The sequence below is a fragment of the Castellaniella sp. UC4447_H14 genome, from assembly GCF_052978285.1.
In genome coordinates this window covers 290,328-310,187 of record NZ_CM129666.1, presented here as the reverse complement: position 1 = coordinate 310,187, position 19,860 = coordinate 290,328, and the positions used below count along the sequence as shown (strand labels likewise).

Below are 19,860 nucleotides of genomic sequence, written 5' to 3'. Positions count from 1 at the left end.
TAATCTGCCGACAATGCTAACACCTTGATCAAGGACGTTCCGTGGCCGTGCACGTATCCGTTTGCCTGAAATCCCTGTCGAACCTGGCTCGAATCGCCACCGCCTGCGTATTCGTGGCGCTGGTGGCCGGCTGCTCTTCGACGGGCAAGGTGGACCCGACGGCCGGCTGGAGCGCCGAGCGTCTGTACAGCCAGGCCAAAGAGGACATGAGCTCGGGCCGGTGGGAGGACGCGCGCAAGAATCTTGAGGCGCTGGAAGCGCGCTACCCGTTCGGCATCTACGCCCAGCAGGCCCTGATCGATCAAGCGTACGTGGACTGGAAGGATGAGGAGCCCGAGCAGGCCAAGGCGGCCATCGACCGCTTCACACAGCAATACCCCAACCACCCTGGCACGGACTATATGCTCTACCTGAAGGGCATGATCACGTTCACTCCGCCAAGCGCCGTTCTGTCCAACATCACGCGCCAGGATCCCAGCGAACGCGACCCCAAGGGCCTGCGCGAATCCTATGAGGCCTTCAACGAGCTGATCAAGCGCTACCCGGATAGCCGCTACACGCCGGATGCCCGCAAACGCGCAGCCTGGCTGGTCAATACCATCGCCGAAAACGAAGTCCACGTCGCCCAGTATTACTACCAGCGCGGCGCCTATGTCGCTGCGGCGAACCGGGCGCAGCAGGTGGTCACCGATTTCGAGGGCGCACCCATCGTGGAAAAGGCGCTCTACATCATGGTCCTCAGCTATGACAAGCTGCACCTGGAAAAACTGCGCGACGATGCCAAGCGCGTGCTGGACAAGAACTTTCCCAACAGCAAGTACTACAAGCAGGGGCTGAAGGACCCGCAGAACCCCTGGAACCCCGTCAACTGGCTATGATCGGCACCGGCTCGTTCAACGCGCCGGCGAATCTTCCAAAACCGCTGGTGCCACCGATGTGCGCGCTGGCGGCGCGCCCATGAATTGAACCGCCAGACTCGCATCGCGCGTACGCGCGAACGGCGGAAGTCCCTGCCATAGCAGCCGCCCATAAGGTTTGTCCACCAGCCTGCCGTCTCCGACCATCAGGACCCCTCGGTCCTTCTCGGACCGGATCAAGCGCCCGGCACCTTGCTTGAGCAGCAGCGCCGCCTGCGGCAACTGGTATTCCATGAACGGGTTGCCGCCGTCGGCCTTGCAGGCATTGAGCCGCGCCTCCAGAACCGGATCGTCGGGTGGGGCAAAGGGCAGCTTGTCGATGGCCACCAGCATCAGGGCATCGCCCGGAACGTCGATCCCCTCCCAGAAGCTGGTGCTGCCCACCAACACCGCATTGCCGGCCGCGCGGAAGCGCTCGAGCAGCACACCGCGCGTGCCTTCGCCCTGGCGCATGACGGCCCGGTCCGACTGCAACATGCCGCGCAGCAACTGGTCGGCCACCCGCTCCACCGCCCGCAAGGTCGTGCACAACACCAACACGCCGCCGGGACAGGCATCGACGAGCGGCAACAGTGTCCGCACGAAAGCATCGGTATAACCGGGATCGTTGGGCCACGGCAGGCGTTCAGGCACGTAAAGCAATCCCTGGGCGGGGTAATCGAAGGGCGAAGCCCAACTGCGGGTAGCCGCTTCGGACAATCCGAGCTGACGCTGGAAATGACTGAAGTTTCCCTTCACGGACAGCGTCGCCGACGTCAGTACCCAACTCTGCCCGGGGCGCCTGAACCCCGAAAAGATCCGGGCGACCGACAGGGGGGCGCGATGCAGGCGCACAGACTGGGTGCCGTGTTCAATCCAGCGCACGGCCGCCTGATCGGCCGGCTCAGGCTCGCCACGGGCGGGCTGGGACCATTGAACCAGTCGCGCGCGCAACGTGCGCGCCGTACGGGCCGCGGTCGCCAGCTCCGGGTCGCGCTCCTCCTGGGTCGCCAGCGCGTCAGCCAACGTATCCAGAGCCTTCACCAGGGTCGCCAGCGCCCGATCAAAACTATCGGCGTCCGGAATGTGATCGAACGTGACGCGCCCGCCAGGCAGCTTTGCGATCGGGGCGCCCACCAGCCGCAGCTCGCGCGCGGCGGCATCCAGCGCGCCGCACAAGTCGCTCCAGCGCACCGCCTCGCGAGCGTGGGCGAGCCCGGCTGCTTCGGCCAGCTTTGCGCAGTCCAGAATCTGATGGAGCGAAACGCTTTGTCCCAGAAACCGGGTCGCGGTTTCCGGCAATTGATGCGCCTCGTCGAAGACCACCAGTTGCGTCTCGGGCAACAGATCGGCGATGCCTTCCTCGCGCAGCGCCAGGTCGGCCATGAACAGCGCGTGATTGACCACCACCACGTCGGCTTCCTGCGCGCGGCGGCGGGCCTTCATCAGGAAACAGTCCTTGATGAACGGGCACTCCTGGCCCAGACAGTTTTCACGCGTGGAGGTCACCCGGTTCCAGATGTCGGCATTTTCGGGCACGGCGGGAAGGTCCGCCCTGTCGCCGCTCTCGGTCTCGCGCACGAACCGCTGGATCGCCCGCAACTGTGGAATCTCATCGCGCGACTTCAAGGCGCGATCGTCCTGCCCCAGCCGATCCAGATGGTAGTGGCAGACATAGTTGCCGCGCCCTTTCAGCAGCGCCACGTCGACTGGCAGCGCGAGCGCCTCGCGCAACCGCGGTATATCCCGCCGGAACAACTGATCCTGAAGAGTGCGCGTCCCAGTGGAAATCAGCGTCTTGCCACCCGACAGGAAGGCCGGCACCAGATAGGCCCAGGTCTTGCCCGTACCCGTACCCGCCTCGGCCACCAGCACATCCTGGGTATCGATTGCCTGCTCGATCGCCAGGGACAGGGCAAGCTGCGCCTCACGCGGCACATAGGCCGGCACGGCCCTGGCCAGTGGCCCTTCGGCGCCGAACAACTCGCTCAAATCATCAGCAATCATGGTAGGGACCAGGCTACACCGGCAGTCCGGCGATGATACGACAGGAAACAGAGGCAAACTCCAAGCCTGTGGCAAAATGCGCCGCTTGAATCTGGTATTTTAAGACTGCCATGAACGCCACAAGTCCTGCTCTACCGACCCACGAGGTCGACCCCGCCCGCGTGTTGCGGCTCCTGACGGCGGAACTGGGGGCCCGGCCCGCGCAGGTCGCCGCCGCCGTCGACCTGCTGGACTCGGGCGCCACCGTACCGTTCATCGCCCGCTACCGCAAAGAGGCCACCGGCGGCCTGGACGATACCGTCCTGCGTCAGCTCGAAGTGCGGCTGCTCTACATCCGCGAGCTGGAAGGCCGCCGGATCGCCATCCTCGATTCGGTCGCCCAGCAAGGCAAGCTGGATGACGCCCTGCGGCAGCAGATTCTGGCTGCGGACAGCAAACAGCGGCTCGAAGACCTGTACGCGCCCTATAAGCCCAAGCGCCGCACCCGCGCCCAGATCGCCCGAGAAGCAGGCCTGGAGCCACTGGCAGAGACGCTGCTGGGCGATCCGGCCGCCGACCCGCAACAGGCCGCGGCCCCCTATCTGAATGCGGAAGCCGGCTTTGCCGATACGAAGGCCACCCTGAACGGCGCGCGTGACATTCTGGCCGAGCGGTTCGCCGAACAGGCCCCCGTACTGCAGGCCCTGCGCACCGAACTCTGGAGCACGGGTCTGCTCTACGCCAAGGTCGTGGAGGGCAAGGAAAACGAGGGCGCCAACTTCCGCGACTGGTTCGATTTCAGTGAAACTCTGCGCACTTTGCCTTCTCATCGGGTCCTGGCGATGCTGCGCGGCCGCCAGCAGGGGATTCTGGACCTGCGGCTCGGGCTCACAACCGAACGCGAATCCGAGAACCCTCACCCTTGCGTACAGAAGGTGGCGGAACTGCTGGCGGTGGATGCGCGTTTTGACGCGCAGGCGACGCCGCGTCAGCATTGGCTGGCCGAAGTCTGCCGCTGGACCTGGCGCGTGAAACTGCTGACCACGTTCGAGACCGAGCTGGTCACTAAGCTGCGCGAAGAGGCCGAAGCGGAGGCCATCCGCGTCTTTGCCGCCAATCTGAAGGATCTGCTGCTGGCCGCGCCGGCCGGCCCCAAGGCAGTGCTGGGGCTGGATCCCGGCATCCGTACCGGCGTCAAGGTCGCGGCCATCGACGCCACCGGAAAGGTGCTGGAAACCGCCACCATCTACCCGTTCGAACCCCGCAAGGACATCGAAGGCAGCCTGCGCACGCTGGCGACACTGGTCGAACGCCACCAGATCGCCCTCATCGCGATCGGCAACGGCACCGCCTCGCGCGAAACAGACCGCCTGGCCGCTACGCTGCGCGAACGGCACCCGGAACTCGACTTCGAGCGCGTGGTGGTCTCGGAGGCGGGTGCCTCCGTCTATTCGGCCTCGGAGCTGGCGGCACACGAATTCCCGGACATGGACGTGAGCCTCAGAGGAGCAGTTTCCATCGCGCGGCGCCTGCAGGACCCGCTGGCGGAACTCGTCAAGATCGAGCCCAAGGCCATCGGCGTGGGCCAATATCAGCACGACGTCAACCAGCGCGAGCTGGCGCGCTCGCTGGACGCCGTCGTGGAAGACTGCGTGAATGCCGTGGGCGTGGACGTGAACACTGCATCGGCCCCCTTGTTGACTCGCGTCTCGGGGCTGAACGCCGCACTGGCCCGCAACGTGGTGCAATGGCGCGAGGAGCACGGCGCCTTCCGCAACCGGCGGGGACTTCGCGAGGTCCCGCGCTTCGGCGACAAAGCCTTCGAACAGGCGGCCGGGTTCCTGCGCATTCCGGGCTCGGACAATCCGCTGGACGCCTCGGCGGTGCACCCGGAAGCCTACCCCGTGGTAGAACAGATCCTGCTCAGGCTGGGCCAGCCGGCCGCCGCGGTCATGGGCCAACCCCAGGCGCTCAAGGGATTGTCGCCGGCCGAATTCACCAATGATCGCTTCGGTCTGCCGACGGTACGCGACATCTTCGCCGAGCTGGAGAAGCCGGGCCGCGATCCACGCCCGGAATTCAAGACCGCAAAATTCATGGAAGGCGTCCACGACATCAAGGACCTGGTGCCGGGGATGACGCTGGAGGGGGTGGTCAGCAACGTGGCCAACTTTGGCGCGTTCGTGGACATTGGCGTGCACCAGGACGGGCTGGTGCATGTCTCGGCGCTGGCGGACAAATTCGTCAAGGATCCTCGCGAAGTCGTCCGTGTGGGCCAGACTGTTAAGGTGCGCGTCGTCGAAGTCGACGTCGCGCGCCGACGCATCGCGCTCAGTATGCGGAAGGACGATGGCGCGCCGCGCGCGTCATCGGGAGCACCGCGCAACGACCGGCGGGCCAGCGAGCGTCCGGTCCGGTCGCACCCCATCGGGCCGAGACATCGCGACGAGCCGCGGGGGGCCATGGCCGAGGCATTCGCGCGGCTCAAGAAATAGGCAGGAGCGGCCATCAGGCCGCCCCGCCTCAGTGATCCGCGCCGATCAGATTCCGCCGAGGCACAGGTACTTGATAATCAGGTAGTCATCCAACCCATGGGCAGAGCCTTCGCGGCCCAGACCGGACTGCTTCACTCCGCCAAAGGGCGCAGCCGGATTGGACACCACGCCCACATTGATGCCCACCATGCCGTATTCAAGGGCTTCCGCCACACGCCATACGCGGCCAATGTCGCGGCTGTAGAAATAGGCTGCCAGCCCGTACTCTGTCGCGTTGGCCAATTGAATCACCTGGGCCTCGTCCCTGAAGCGGAACAGCGGTGCCACCGGGCCAAAGGTCTCCTCGGTGGCGCACTTCATGCTGGCCGTCACATCCGTGAGGATGGTGGGCTCGAAGTAGGTGCCGCCCAGAGCATGAGGCTTGCCGCCGGTCAGCACATGACCGCCCTTGGCAAGAGCATCTTGCACATGCGCCTCGACCTTGCGCAGCGCGGCCTCGTCGATCAGCGGCCCCTGGTTCACGCCTTCGTCCATGCCGTTGCCGACCTTGAGCGTGCCGACCGCCCTCTCAAGCCGGTGGGCGAATTCATCGTACACGCCGTCCTGCACATAGATACGGTTCGCACATACGCACGTCTGCCCGGTATTCCGGTATTTGCAGATCATCGCGCCCTCGACCGCGGCGTCCAGATCAGCGTCGTCGAAGACGATGAACGGCGCATTGCCGCCCAGTTCCAGGGATAGTTTCTTGATAGTGGGGGCGCACTGCGCGTACAGCAGACGGCCGACCTCGGTCGAACCCGTGAAACTGAGCTTGCGCACGATGGGGTTGCCCGTCATCTCCCCGCCAATCGCAACCGCGTCGCCGGTGAGAACGGAAAACACGCCCGCGGGCACACCGGCTTCTTCGGCCAGCACCGCCAACGCCAGCGCGGAAAACGGCGTTTCGGGGGCTGGCTTGACCACGAAGGGGCAGCCAGCCGCCAGCGCCGCCGCAGCCTTGCGTGTGATCATGGAAGACGGAAAGTTCCACGGCGTGATGGCCGCGCACACGCCAATGGGCTCGCGCGTCACCACAATGCGCTTGTCCGCTGCCGGTCCCGGGATCGTTTCGCCATAGGCGCGCTTTCCCTCTTCGGCATACCACTCGAAATATCCGGCACCATAGGCCACCTCACCCCGCGACTCCGCCAGCGGTTTGCCCTGCTCGGCCGTCATGATGCGCGCCAGATCGTCGGTATTGTCGATCATCAACTGATACCAGGCGCGCAGGATCTCGCCCCGGCGCTTGGCCGTGAGCGCCCGCCAACCGGCCCAGGCGGCCTGCGCGGCCTCGATCGCCTCCCGGGCTTCCTTCGCCCCCATGTTGGGCACGGTTCCCAGCACCTCGCCGGTGGCGGGGTTATGTACGGGATCCTTCTGTCCATCGCGCGCGTCGCGCCACTGGCCATTGATGTAACACTGCTGACGCAGCAACCCCGGGTTCTTCAACTGCAGCATTTCATCTCCTCGTCAAAAAAACACCACGCCCAGCCAAGCCCCGGCGCGGGATTCACACCACGCCCCGCTCGCGCAGCGCGCGAATGGCCTGCGGACTCATGCCCAGCAGGTCCAGGAGCACCTCTTCAGTGTGTGCCCCCAACGAAGGCGGCGGCAAGCGATAGTCCACCGGCGTGTCGGACAGCCGCATGGGACTGGCCACCAGCGGTATCGGTCCGACGCCGGGATAGTCCATCGTGATCCGCAGTTCGCGTGCCCGGACTTGCGGATCAGCAAAAACATCCCCCAGCCCATTGATGGGCCCGCACGGCACCGCGCAGCCCTCCAGCGCACGCACCCAGGCCGCGGTCGTGCGCGCAGTGGTCATGTGGCGCAGGAGAGGAATGAGCGTATCGCGGTTGCGCACCCGTGCCTCGTTGGTGGCAAAGCGGACGTCCGTCGCGAGATCGGGCTTCCCCGCTTCCGCGCAGAACCGGGTGAACTGACCGTCGTTGCCGATCGCCAGAATCATGTAGCCGTCGGCTGTAGGGAAATCCTGATAGGGAACGATGCTGGGATGGGCATTCCCCAGGCGTGCCGGATCTTGGCCGGTAGCCAGATAGTTCATCGCCTGGTTGGCCAGACAAGCGACCTGCACGTCTAGCAACGCCATATCGATATGCTGGCCCATGCCGGTCCGATCGCGCGCGGCCAGTGCGGCCTGGATCGCATTGGCGGCATACAGTCCGGTCAGGATGTCGGTCAGAGCCACGCCGACCTTCATCGGGCCACCGCCGGGCTCGCCGTCGGGGCGCCCCGTCACACTCATGAGGCCGCCCAAGCCCTGCACCAGGAAATCGTAGCCCGCTCGCTCCGCATAGGGACCTGTCTGCCCGAACCCCGTGATGGAGCAATACACCAGAGCGGGATTCACCGCATGGAGACTTTCATAGTCCAACCCGTAGCGAGCCAGGCCGCCGACCTTGAAGTTTTCGACCAGCACGTCGCTTCGGCCGGCCAGGTCCCGGAGCAGCGCCTGACCCTCGGCAGTGCCGATATCGACCGTGACAGAACGCTTGTTGCGATTGGCGCACAGGTAGTAGGCCGCTACCTGATCATCCGGCTGCTGTCCCGAAAACCAGGGCGGCCCCCAAGCTCGGGTGTCGTCCCCCGCGCCGGGGCGTTCGATCTTGATCACGTCGGCCCCTAGATCCGCCAGAATCTGCGTGGCCCAGGGGCCGGCCAGCACCCGGGACAGATCCAGGACCCGGATGGACGACAACGCTCCCGGCACGGACTCTGGCGCGACGGTCCCGGCAGTTTCGGCTGTCGTGCTCATCACCATCGCCTCAGTTGGCAAACGCCGCAATTCCGGTGATGGCGCGCCCGAGGATCAGGGCATGGACGTCGTGCGTGCCTTCGTAGGTATTGACGACTTCCAGATTGACCAGATGCCGTGCAATGCAGAATTCGTCCGAAATACCGTTTCCACCCAGCATGTCGCGCGCCATGCGAGCGATGTCCAGCGCCTTGCCGCAGGAATTGCGCTTGATGATCGAGGTGATTTCCACAGGCGCGGCACCCTCGTCCTTCAGACGCCCCACGCGCAGGACCGCCTGAAGCCCCAGGGTGATCTCGGTCAGCATGTCGGCCAGTTTCTTCTGGATGAGCTGATTGGCCGCCAGCGGGCGGCCGAACTGCCGGCGATCCAGGACATACTGGCGCGCAGTTTCGTAGCAGGCCTCAGCAGCGCCCAGCGCGCCCCAGGCAATCCCGAAACGCGCCGAATTCAGGCACGTGAAGGGGCCCTTCAGGCCGCGCACCTCCGGGAAAACGTTTTCCTCAGGCACGAAGACTTCGTCCATCACGACTTCGCCCGTGATGGACGCCCGCAGCCCGACCTTGCCGTGAATGGCAGGCGCCGACAACCCCTTCCAGCCCTTTTCAAGGATGAAACCGCGGATGTCGCCCGCCTCGTCCTTGGCCCAGACGACAAACACGTCAGCGATCGGACTGTTGGTGATCCAGGTCTTGGCCCCCGTCAGGCTATAGCCGCCAGCGATCTTCTTGGCGCGCGTGGACATGGAACCCGGGTCCGAACCATGGTCGGGCTCCGTCAGGCCAAAGCAGCCGATCAACTCGCCGGCCGCCAGCCGGGGCAAATATTTCCGCTTCTGATCCTCGGTCCCGAAAGCGTTGATCGGCACCATGACCAGAGAGCTTTGCACACTCATCATCGAGCGATAGCCCGAGTCCACGCGCTCGACCTCGCGAGCGATCAGCCCATAGCTGACGTAATTGAGGCCCGCGCCGCCGTACTGCTCGGGGAGGGTGGCGCCCAGCAGGCCGAGCTCGCCCATCTCGCGAAAGATGGACGTATCCGTCTTCTCCTGACGGAAGGCCTGCTGCACGCGCGGCTGCAGCTTGTCCTGACAGTAGTCGCGCGCCGCATCGCGGATCATGCGCTCGGTGTCAGTGAGCTGCTGGTCCAGCAGCAACGGATCCAGCCACTGGAACGGGTGTCGGGGAGACGGCATGGGAATGGCTCCTGAAAACTAAAGTGTACGAGCAACCTCGTCCAGCGACTTCGCGAATAGATCCACCATCTCGTTGACCTGGGCCTCGGTGATGATGAGAGGCGGACAGAAGGCGACGCTGTCCTTGATGCCACGCAGGATGAGGCCGTTGTCCTGTGCCCGTTGCACGACCTTCGCGCCTGCCAGACCCTGGGGATCGAACGGCGCATGCGTGGCCTTGTCGGAGACCAGTTCGATCGCGCCAATCAGCCCCACACCACGCACTTCGCCCACCAGCGGATGATCCGCCAGCGTGCGCAGCCTGCGTTGCAGGACCTGACCGCACCGGGCGGCGTTTCCCACCAGATCGCGCTCTTCGATGATAGCGATGTTTTCCAGCGCCACGGCAGTCGCTACCGGATGGCCGCTGGCCGTGTAGCCATGGCCGAAGGTGCCCAGTTCGCCCGAGTGATGGGCGATGACCGAGGCCACGCGTTCGTTGATCAGGACTGCCGCCAGCGGCTGATAGGAGGACGTGATCTGCTTGGACAGCGTCATGAAATCCGGCTTGATGCCAAACAGGTCCGAGGCGAACATGCGGCCCGTGCGGCCAAAGCCGGTGATCACCTCATCCGCGATCACCAGGACATCATGCTTGTGGCAAACCGCCTGGATCTTTTGCCAGTACGTCTCCGGCGGCACGATGACGCCGCCGGCCCCCATGATGGGTTCGCCGATGAAAGCGGCCACGGTATCCGGCCCTTCAGCCTGGATCAACGCTTCCAGCTCGCCGGCCAGCCGGTCGGCAAAGGCGGATTCGGATTCACCCGGCTGCGCCTCGTGGTACCAGTGGGGGCGGCGGACGTGACGGACCTGCGGCAGCGGGAGGTCGAAGTCCTTGTGCAGATAGGGCAAGCCGGTAAGGCTGGCCGCGGCCACGGTGACCCCGTGGTAACCCCCATCCCGGGCAATGATCTTCTTTTTCTTCGTACGGCCCAGGGCATTGTTGTAGTACCAGACCATCTTCATGATGGTGTCGTTGGCCTCGGACCCCGAATTGGTGAAAAAGGCCTGCGCCATCCGCCCTTCGGTCAATCGGATGAGCTTTTCAGCCAGTTTGATGGACGGCACGTTCGCCTTGTGGCTGAACGTGTGGTAGAACGGCAGGCATTCCATCTGCCGCCGCGCGGCTTCGGCCAGACGCGGTTCGCTGAACCCCACCGCCACGCTCCACAGGCCGGACATGCCCTCGATGTAGCGTTTTCCGGTGGTGTCGAAGACATGAATTCCATCGCCGCGCTCCATGATGCAGGGTCCCTGGAGCCTGTGTTCCTCGGCATTGGTGTAGGAATGAAGCTGATAATTGATGTCACTGCGTGCCAGTGCGTCTTGTGTCGTCACGACGACCTCCCTTGGTCTGCATCGATTGAAGGTAGCGGCCAATGACCTGCGCCAGCGTGTCAAAGGCAGGCCGGATCTCATCGGGCGTCACCCCGGCATAACCCAGCAGCAAGCCGGACCGGGCGCGGGCCCTGTCCAGGTAATAAGCGCTCAGCGGACGGGTGACGACGCCCTCACGCAGCGCATCGCGCACCACGAGCTCGTCGTCCACGGTATCCGGCAAGGCGAGGATCAGATGCAGGCCCGCATCCCCCCCCACTATGTCCAGCCTGTCGCCGAAATGCCGGTGGATCTCGCCGATGAGACAGTCGCGACGTTCCGCATAACGCCGGCGCACACGCCGGATGTGGGACGCGAGATGGCCGTTCCGGATGAATTCGTTGAGGATTGCATGATTGACCATGTTGCCCTCGCGATAGAGTTCGGCTACCGCGTCGGCGGAGGCAACCGAGAGGGGTTCCGGCACCACCAGGAATCCCACGCGCAGCCCCGGGCACAGCGTCTTGCTGAAACTGCCCGCATACAGGACTCGCCCCCCATCGTCCATACCCTGCAGCGACGGCAGCGGCCGGCTGCCATAACGGAATTCGCTGTCGTAGTCGTCTTCCAGCACCCAGCAGGATACCTGCCGCGCATAGTCCAGCAGCATGCGCCGGCGGGCCAGACTCATCACCATACCCAGCGGATATTGATGAGAGGGTGCCACGATGATGAGGCGCGGTGGATGCTCGCGGTCGTGGTCCCTGGGCCAGATGCCCTCATCGTCCACGCGGATGGGCACAGCCCGCAGCCCGGCCGTCGACACCAGATTACGGACGCCCCAATAGGCGGGTTCCTCGATCCAGACGGAGTCGCCCGGATCGCAGAGCAGCCGCAGGGCCACGTCGATCCCCTGGTGAATCCCGGTAGTCATGACGACCTGCTGCGCGGAACTGCGCACCGAACGCACGCTGTTCAGATAATCGGAAATGGCTTGGCGCAGCGGCCCGTAACCCCCCGCGGGCGCATACCGCATCAGATCCCACGGCCCTTCGCGCCAGATGCGATTCTGAATGCGCGTCCAGGCCTTGAGCGGGAACTCGCGCACGTCGGGCACCCCCGGCATGAATGCCCCGGCCTGCCGGTTGGAAAAGCCCATGTGGGCCAGCAATGCACGCCCGCGCCGGGACAGGTCGTGTCCCTCGGGGGCTCGGGGTTCAACCGCTCCGAGGGTTCCATGGGCCGAGACGGCCGGCTGCACCATGTCCTGGCTGATGTCTTCGACGTAGGTGCCGCGCCCCACACCCGCATGGGCGTAGCCTTCCTCCGTGAGTTGCTCGTAGACCTGCAGCACTGTGTTGCGCGCGATTCCAAGATCCATTGCCAGGCCGCGCGACGACGGCAGGCGCGCCCCCGCCGTCAAGTGGCCCTCAAGAATGGCCCTACAGATCAGATCATAGAGCCTTGAATAAGCGGGACCATCTCCGGAGGAGGAGAAATACTGCTGCAGCCATTCAGAGAGTATGAAGGCTTTCAAATTGGCCCCATTGGATTTCAAAAAATGGATCTATTTGATGAACCAAAACATCAGTATAGTAAAAAAAAAGCGACGCGGGAACCGCTCGCAACGTCGGAGACACTCATGGCAGACCTGAATCGGCAGTGGCAAACGCGCAAAAATGCGGCTATTCCCAATGGCATTGGCATCACTTGTGACTTCTACGCCAAGCGTGCGCTGAACGCCGAGCTCTGGGACATCGAAGGCCGGCGCTTCATCGATTTCGCAGCCGGCATCGCGGTCGCCAACACCGGACACTGCCATCCCAGGATCATCGCTGCCATCCAGGCACAGCTTGCGGCCTTCACCCATACCGCCTTCCAGGTCGCCCCCTATGCGTCGTACGTGGAACTGGCCGAGAAGGTCAATGCGCTGACTCCGGGCGGGCACGCCAAAAAGACGGCATTCTTCACCACAGGAGCCGAAGCTGTCGAAAACGCCGTCAAGATCGCACGCGCGGCCACTGGCCGCACCGGCCTGGTGGCATTTTCCGGGGCCTTCCACGGCCGTACCTTCATGGGCATGGCGCTGACCGGAAAGGTGGCCCCCTACAAGCAGGATTTCGGCCCCCTCCCCGGCGAGGTCTACCATCTGCCGTTCCCCACTCCGCTGGACGGCGTCACTGCCGACGATTCCATCCGGGCGCTGCATACCCTCTTCAAGGCCGACATCAGCCCGAAACGCGTGGCGGCCATTTTGGTCGAGCCAGTACAGGGCGAAGGCGGCTTCAACGTCGCCCCGAACGAGCTGCTGCAGGCACTGCGCAGGGAATGCGACGAACACGGCATCCTGCTGATCGTGGACGAGGTCCAGACCGGCTTCGCGCGCACCGGGCGGATGTTCGCCATCGAACACGCGGGGGTGGTTCCGGACCTGATCACCATGGCCAAGAGCCTGGCGGGCGGCATGCCGCTGTCCGGCGTCTGCGGGCGGGCCGAGATCATGGACGCGGCCCCGCGCGGGTCCCTGGGCGGAACCTACGCCGGAAATCCCCTTGCCGTCGCTTCCGGATTGGCCGTACTGGACATCATCCGCGACGAGAAGCTGGTCGCACGCGCTGAAACGCTGGGACAACGCCTGCGCACAGCGCTGGCCGACCTCCATCACCCGCACATCGCGGAAATCCGCGGCCTGGGGGCAATGATCGCAGCCGAATTCCGTGACCCCGCCACTGGGCAGCCAGATCCTGAAACCGCCGCCCGCATTCAGAGCCGCGCGCGCGAGCTCGGACTGATCCTGCTGACGTGCGGTTCGTACGGAAACGTCATCCGCTTCCTGTTCCCCCTGACAATCCCCGATAGCGTGCTGGACGAAGGTCTGGATATCCTTAGGAAAGCCATGGCCCTTTGAAAGAGCCCATGTGTTCAATTGCCGGAGACCCGCCCGATGTCCGATGCGCCTGCCGCCGAACCCCTGGTGCGATTCCAGGGGGTCCAGAAGTCCTATGACGGGACCCATCTGGTCGTACGCGATCTGAATCTCGACATTTATCCAGGCGAATTCCTCTCGCTGCTGGGGCCATCGGGCTCGGGCAAGACGACCTGCCTGATGATGCTGGCCGGATTCGAATCCCCGACCGGCGGCGATATTTTCCTGGAAGGCCGCCGCCTGAACGACGTTCCGCCCCACCACCGCAATCTGGGCATGGTGTTTCAGAATTACGCACTCTTTCCCCACATGACGGTGGAGCGCAACCTGGACTATCCGCTGAAGGTCCGGAAGATGCCGGCCGCCGAGCGGTCCAGGCGCATCCAGGACGCGCTGGCGATGGTACAGATGCAGGCTTTTGCCAAACGCTATCCGGCGCAGCTGTCCGGCGGTCAGCAGCAGCGGATCGCCCTGGCGCGTGCGCTGGTCTTCCAACCCAAGATCGTGCTGATGGACGAGCCGCTGGGCGCGCTGGACAAACAGCTTCGCGAACACATGCAGCTTGAACTCAAGGCGTTGCACCGGCAGCTCGGCGTGACCTTCGTCTACGTCACTCACGACCAGAGCGAGGCGCTCACCATGAGCAATCGCATTGCCGTGTTCGACCAGGGAATCATTCAACAGGTCTCCCAGGCGGACACCCTGTACGAGGCGCCCTGCAACCGGTTCGTGGCTGGCTTTGTCGGCGACAGCAACCAGTTCCCAGGCACGGTCCAATCCACTAATGGCGGCACCTGCCAGGTCGAGATCGCGGGCGGCCAGGTGCTGCAGGGCATCAACGTTCAGGGCCTGGCGATCGGCAGTCCCTGCGTCGCCGCCATCCGCCCCGAACGCATCACGCCTTGCGCCGATGACAGTGCGATCAATCAATTCCAGGCCAGCACGGTCGACGAAGTCTATCTCGGCGACCACGTCCGGCTGCGATGCCAGATCTCCCCATCAGAAGCTTTCTTCGTAAAAATGCCCCTGGCTGCGGACCCAGGGGTACGAGCCCGAGGCCGGCAGGTCCGGCTGCAGGTCGCTCGTGAGCACGTCCGCATCTTCCGGCCCTGATCCACTACTCCGACAACAACACTGGAGACATCCATGAAACCTCGTTCCTTACTCGTCGCCCTGGCATTTACCGCGCCGCTGGCCATGCTCGGACAATCCGCCCAGGCTCGCGACCTGACGGTCGTGAACTTTGGCGGCGCCAATGGTGACGCGCAGACGGTCGCGTTCATCAAGCCCTTCGAAGCAGAGTCCGGCAAAAAGGTCATCCCCGTCGCCTACAACGGCGAGCAGGCCAAGGTCAAAGCCATGGTCCAGGCGCACAACGTGGTCTGGGACGCGGTCGAAGTCGAGACCGGTGACCTTGGGCGCGGTTGCGACGAAGGCACCTACGAAAATATCGACTGGACGAAGATCCTGGACAAAAACGACATGGTCCCGGGGGCTCTGAAATACTGCGGCGTGGGCACCTTCGTGTGGTCTACCGTGCTGGCCTATAACGGCGACGCCCTCAAGACGGCTCCCACGAGCTGGGCGGATTTCTGGAACGTGAAGAAATTCCCGGGCAAGCGCGGGCTGCGCAAGGGCGCCCACTACAACCTGGAATTTGCACTGATGGCAGACGGAGTCGCGCCGCAGGACGTGTACAAGGTCCTGGCCACCCCGGAAGGCGTGGATCGGGCTTTCAAGAAGCTGGACGAGCTCAAGCCCAACATCCAGTGGTGGGAAGCGGGTGCGCAGCCCCCGCAAATGCTGGCCGCCGGCGACGTGGTGATGTCCTCGGCATACAACGGCCGTATCGACGCCGCCCAGCGTGAAGGCCGCAAGAACCTGAAGATCTCCTGGCCCGGCAGCGTGTACGACTTCGACTACTGGGTCATCCCGACGGGGTCGGCCAACAAGGAGCAGGCCATTGCGTTCGTGAAATACGCCGCCTCACCCAAGGCACAGGCTGCCTACTCGCAGAACATCGCCTATGGCCCCGTCAGCAAGAAGGCCATCGGCATGCTGAGTCCCGAGGTCCTGGCCAAAGTCCCCAACTCGCCAGCAAACGCCAAGGACGCGCTGTTCAACAACCTTGAGTTCTGGACGGATCACGGCGAGGAGCTGGAGCAACGCTTCACCGCCTGGGCCGCCCGCTAGGCAGCCAGCGGCCGGCAGTGACTGCCGGCCGCGTTTCAGGGGACACGATGGAAACGACGATTGCCAACCCGGATGCGATCCGGCGGGCGATGAAGACGACGCAACGCCGCCGGACGGCGCGCGCTCTGCTTCTGGTGGGCCCGCTGGCGATCTTCTTGCTGGTGATCTTCGTCATCCCGATCGCCTCGCTGCTGACGCGCGCCATCGACAATCCCGAAGTCATCCGCACCCTGCCCCGGACGCTGCAAGCCTTGCAGAACTGGGACAGGCACGCGCTTCCTCCAGATGCGGCCTACCTGGCGCTTGGCCAGGATCTGGCTCACGCCAAGAACACCAGCGCCGCGGGCGAACTGGCCCGGCGGCTCAACTACGAAGTTCCGGGATACCGCTCGCTTATCTTCAAGACGATGCGCCATATGCCCATTCAGGCGGCGGATGGCGCGGCCGCCCGCGAAGATCTGGTGAAACTGGACCCGCGCTGGGGGGACACCCGGTATTGGGTGGCCATCGCCAACAACGACAAATCGTGGTCACCGTACTACCTGCTCGCGTCCCTGGACCTGCAGACCAACAGTGACGGCCACATCGTCTCCGTGCCACCCGACACGTCCGCCTTCCGGGCCATCTTCTCGCGCACCTTCACCATCAGCCTCGTGGTGACGCTGGTCGCGCTGCTTCTGGGCTATCCCCTGGCCTACTGGATCACGCGGCTGACCAAGCGGCAGGCCAACCTGGTGCTGATCTGCATCCTGATCCCCTTCTGGACGTCCATCCTGGTGCGCATTGCCGCCTGGGTGGTGCTGCTGCAACGCGAGGGGCTCATCAACGACGCGCTGCTGCACCTCGGGCTGATCTCCCAGCCCCTGCCGCTGCTCTTCAACCGCCTGGGCGTCTACATTGCCATGGTGCACATCCTCCTGCCGTTCATGGTGCTGCCCCTGTACAGCGTGATGCAATCGGTGCCGCCCAGCTATCAGCGCGCCGCGATCTCTCTGGGAAGCCATCCCTTTGCCGCCTTCTGGCGAGTGTATGTCCCCCAAACCTATCCGGGAGTCGCCGCCGGCTCCCTGCTGGTCTTCATCATCGCCGTGGGCTACTACATCACGCCGGCCCTGCTGGGCGGCGCGGGCGACCAGATGATCAGCTACTACGTCGCCTACTTCACCAACCAGACCATCAACTGGGGCATGGCCAGTGCCCTGGGCCTCATCCTGCTGGCCGGCACCCTGCTGCTCTACGCCTTGTACCGCAGGATTTCGGGCAAGGAACTGGCGCTCGGATAGGGACACGTCATGCTGAGAACCTCGCTGCCGCCGTATGCCTCACCGGCAGAGCGCCTCTGGTACTACACGCTGCGCATCCTGTGCGCCTTGATCCTGCTCTTTCTGCTGCTGCCCATTCTGGTCATCATCCCGTTGTCGTTCAACCAGGGGTCCATGCTGCTCTACCCGATCCAGTCCTTCTCGCTGCACTGGTACGACACGCTTTTCCACTCCGACGACTGGGCGCGCGCCGCCACCAACAGCTTCATCGTGGCGCCTTCGGCCACTGCGCTGGCCACCGTTCTGGGAACCCTCGCGGCAGCCGGCCTGCACCGGGCGCAATTCCCGGGCAAGGGTCTGCTCATGGCCGTCCTGATTTCGCCCATGATCGTGCCCCTGGTCGTCACGGGCCTGGGCATCTATCTCTTCTTCGCGCCATACGGCCTGGTCAATAGCTACTCGGGACTGATCCTCGCACTCGCCGCCATCGGTGCGCCGTTCGTGGTCACCACGGTATCGGCGACCCTGCAGGGATTCGACCCGAATCTGCTCCGCGCCAGTTACAGCCTGGGTGCCGGACCGATCCACTCCTTCTTCCATGTGACGCTGCCCATCATCGCCCCGGGCGTCATTGCCGGTGCACTGTTCGCGTTCGCGACCGCTTTCGACGAAATCGTGATCACGCTGTTCCTTGCCGGGCCGGAGCAGGTCACCTTGCCACGCCAGATGTTCACCGGTATCCGCGAGAACATCAGCCCCGTCATTGCCGCCGTAGCCACCATCCTGATCCTGTTTTCGACCACGCTGCTGCTGGTGCTGGAGTGGCTGCGAGGCCGCGCCGCCGCAAAGACCACACGGGTGGAGCCGGCCTGAAGCACGCGGTACGGGCACCGACCTGGACGATCGACGTACCATCAGGTGGTACGCTGGGTTCCATGACTTCAGGACGCGCCAATATGACAAATTCCAGACCACGCCTCGCCGGCCACGTGCTGGTCGACCAGCTCCGCCTACATGGCACCGACCACGTCTTCTGCGTCCCGGGCGAAAGCTATCTGGCGGTGCTCGACGGCCTCTACGACGCCGGCATCCAGGTCACCGTGTGCCGCCAGGAGGGCGGCGCCGCGATGATGGCGGAAGCCCATGGGAAACTCACCGGGCGACCCGGCATCTGCCTGGTGACACGGGCGCCAGGCGCCTGCAACGCCATCGCGGGGATTCATGTCGCGTCGCAGGATTCCACGCCCATGATCCTGCTGGCGGGGCAGATCCGCCGTTCGCATCGCGACCGTGAGGCCTTCCAGGAGATGGACTACAAGGCCGTGTTTGGCTCACAAGTCAAATGGGCGGCTGAAATCGATCAGGCCGAACGTATCCCCGAATATCTGGCGCGCGCCTTCCATGTCGCACAGTCGGGGCGCCCGGGACCGGTCGTGCTGGCGCTGCCCGAAGACATGCTGACGGAGACTCTGGCGGTCGACGATGCGCGCCCCTGTGTGCGCACCGACGCGTCACCCACGACCGCGCAACTGCACGCCTTCGAATCGTTGCTGGCCCAGGCTCAGCGGCCCGTGGCGATTCTCGGGGGCAGCGGTTGGGACGAGGACACCGTGCAGGCCTTCGGCACGTTTTCCACACGCCACGACATTCCCGTCGCCGTGGAGTTTCGCCGGCAGATGCTCTGCTCCACCGACCACCCGAATTTCATCGGCGATCTGGGATTGGGGAGCTCCCCACGGATGCTGGAAGCGATCCGGGAATCGGATCTGATCCTGATCGTGGGGGGACGCCTTTCCGAGATCCCCAGCCAGGGGTACTCCCTCTTCGAGATCCCCTCGCCCCGTCAGAAGCTGGTCCACATCCATCCCGACATCAATGAACTGAACCGCGTCTACCAGGCGGATGTCGCCATGGCCTGCTGCCCGCGCACATGGGCCCAGCTGATTCAGGACATGGCCAGTACGTCCACTATCGAGCGGCAGGCACGCTGCGCGGAGCTGCATGCTGCCCGCGTCGCGTGGAGCGACCCCGAACAGATCGGGATTCCGGGCGCCCTGCAAATGGGCGCGGTCGTTGCCCACCTGAACGCTGTCCTGCCCAAGGATGCCGTCATCACGAACGGAGCGGGCAATTTCGCAACCTGGATCCACCGCTTCTACCGGTTCCGCGCCTATGGCACGCAACTGGCCCCCACATCGGGCTCGATGGGCTACGGACTTCCGGCCGCGGTGGCGGCCAAGCGAATCTTCCCGGACCGCACGGTAGTCTGCTTCACGGGCGATGGCAGTTTCATGATGCACGGGCAGGAGTTCGCGACCGCCGTGCAATACCAGCTCCCCATCGTGGTGATTCTCATCGACAACGGCATGTTCGGCACAATCCGCATGCACCAGGAACGACATTACCCGGGCCGAGTGTCGGGTACCACGCTGCACAACCCCGACTTCGCGGCCTACGCCCGCGCATTCGGCGGGCATGGCGAACGGGTGGAAAGCACGGAAGAATTCGCGCCAGCGCTGAAACGTGCCATGGACAGCGGGTTGCCGGCAATCGTGCACTGCATCCTGGATCCGGAAGCCATCACACCTACGACGACGATCAGCGGGCTGCGGGCCGCCGCCGAAGCGGCCTCCCGGCGGTAGTGTCCCGAACGGGACACTGGGCCATCCGCCCCAGGTCGGGCGCCCGGACAGATCGAACAGCGGCCCCGGGCTGCCGGTGCGCCCG

Annotated in this window: 14 protein-coding genes; 8 read left to right on the top strand and 6 right to left on the bottom strand. The window is 64.5% G+C overall.

Translation table 11 applies throughout. From position 1 onward, the window contains the following. Nucleotides 1–83 precede the first annotated feature (83 nt). Entirely contained in the window at nt 84–878 is a 795-nt protein-coding gene (locus ACVCMJ_RS01415) for an outer membrane protein assembly factor BamD (protein ID WP_447082632.1), read from the top strand. 15 nt (nt 879–893) lie between these two features. On the opposite strand, the gene ACVCMJ_RS01410 is transcribed toward ACVCMJ_RS01415, so the two are convergent. Next, entirely contained in the window at nt 894–2,903 is a 2,010-nt protein-coding gene (locus ACVCMJ_RS01410; RefSeq protein WP_447079692.1) for an ATP-dependent DNA helicase, read from the bottom strand. Between the two features lie 110 nt (nt 2,904–3,013). On the opposite strand from ACVCMJ_RS01410, the gene ACVCMJ_RS01405 reads away from it, so the two are divergent. Next, a complete protein-coding gene (locus ACVCMJ_RS01405) occupies nt 3,014–5,377 on the top strand; it encodes a Tex family protein (RefSeq protein WP_447079691.1) in 2,364 nt (787 codons plus the stop codon). Between the two features lie 45 nt (nt 5,378–5,422). Here the strand turns inward: ACVCMJ_RS01405 and ACVCMJ_RS01400 are convergent, their stop codons facing one another. From ACVCMJ_RS01400 to pdxR, 5 genes are read right to left on the bottom strand one after another with little or no spacing between them, the layout of a single operon-like run. After that, nucleotides 5,423–6,877 carry an NAD-dependent succinate-semialdehyde dehydrogenase gene (locus ACVCMJ_RS01400; RefSeq protein WP_447082568.1) on the bottom strand — a complete coding sequence of 485 codons (1,455 nt, stop codon included), beginning with the start codon at nt 6,875–6,877 and terminating at the stop codon, nt 5,423–5,425. A 52-nt stretch (nt 6,878–6,929) separates the two neighbouring features. Further along, complete coding sequence (locus tag ACVCMJ_RS01395) at nt 6,930–8,195, bottom strand: CaiB/BaiF CoA transferase family protein (RefSeq protein ID WP_447082567.1); 1,266 nt, start codon at nt 8,193–8,195, stop codon at nt 6,930–6,932. A gap of 10 nt (nt 8,196–8,205) precedes the next feature. Then, complete coding sequence (locus tag ACVCMJ_RS01390; protein WP_447082566.1) at nt 8,206–9,393, bottom strand: acyl-CoA dehydrogenase; 1,188 nt, start codon at nt 9,391–9,393, stop codon at nt 8,206–8,208. A gap of 18 nt (nt 9,394–9,411) precedes the next feature. Next, the gene (locus ACVCMJ_RS01385) at nt 9,412–10,773 is read right to left on the bottom strand and encodes an aspartate aminotransferase family protein (protein WP_447082565.1); all 1,362 of its coding nucleotides are present in this window, start codon (nt 10,771–10,773) and stop codon (nt 9,412–9,414) included. Beyond that, on the bottom strand, nt 10,742–12,289 hold the full coding sequence (pdxR, locus tag ACVCMJ_RS01380; RefSeq protein WP_447082564.1) for a MocR-like pyridoxine biosynthesis transcription factor PdxR: 1,548 nt from the start codon (nt 12,287–12,289) through the stop codon (nt 10,742–10,744). The genes ACVCMJ_RS01385 and pdxR overlap by 32 nt, the downstream gene beginning before the upstream one ends. Before the next feature lie 105 nt (nt 12,290–12,394). Between pdxR and gabT the strand changes: the two genes are divergently transcribed. From gabT to ACVCMJ_RS01350, 6 genes are all read left to right on the top strand, one after another. Then, nucleotides 12,395–13,660 carry a 4-aminobutyrate--2-oxoglutarate transaminase gene (gene gabT / locus ACVCMJ_RS01375; protein WP_447082563.1) on the top strand — a complete coding sequence of 422 codons (1,266 nt, stop codon included), beginning with the start codon at nt 12,395–12,397 and terminating at the stop codon, nt 13,658–13,660. Nucleotides 13,661–13,696: 36 nt separating this feature from the next. Next, nucleotides 13,697–14,791: an ABC transporter ATP-binding protein gene (locus ACVCMJ_RS01370; protein ID WP_447082562.1), complete on the top strand. Its 1,095-nt coding sequence runs from the start codon at nt 13,697–13,699 to the stop codon at nt 14,789–14,791. A gap of 33 nt (nt 14,792–14,824) precedes the next feature. Beyond that, nucleotides 14,825–15,871, top strand: coding sequence for an ABC transporter substrate-binding protein (locus ACVCMJ_RS01365; RefSeq protein ID WP_447082561.1), 1,047 nt, complete (start codon nt 14,825–14,827; stop codon nt 15,869–15,871). A gap of 47 nt (nt 15,872–15,918) precedes the next feature. Continuing rightward, nucleotides 15,919–17,154 carry an ABC transporter permease gene (locus ACVCMJ_RS01360; protein WP_447082560.1) on the top strand — a complete coding sequence of 412 codons (1,236 nt, stop codon included), beginning with the start codon at nt 15,919–15,921 and terminating at the stop codon, nt 17,152–17,154. 9 nt (nt 17,155–17,163) lie between these two features. Continuing rightward, complete coding sequence (locus tag ACVCMJ_RS01355; RefSeq protein WP_447082559.1) at nt 17,164–18,006, top strand: ABC transporter permease; 843 nt, start codon at nt 17,164–17,166, stop codon at nt 18,004–18,006. Between the two features lie 83 nt (nt 18,007–18,089). Next, a complete protein-coding gene (locus ACVCMJ_RS01350; RefSeq protein ID WP_447082558.1) occupies nt 18,090–19,775 on the top strand; it encodes a thiamine pyrophosphate-binding protein in 1,686 nt (561 codons plus the stop codon). The last annotated feature ends 85 nt before the right edge of the window (nt 19,776–19,860 follow it).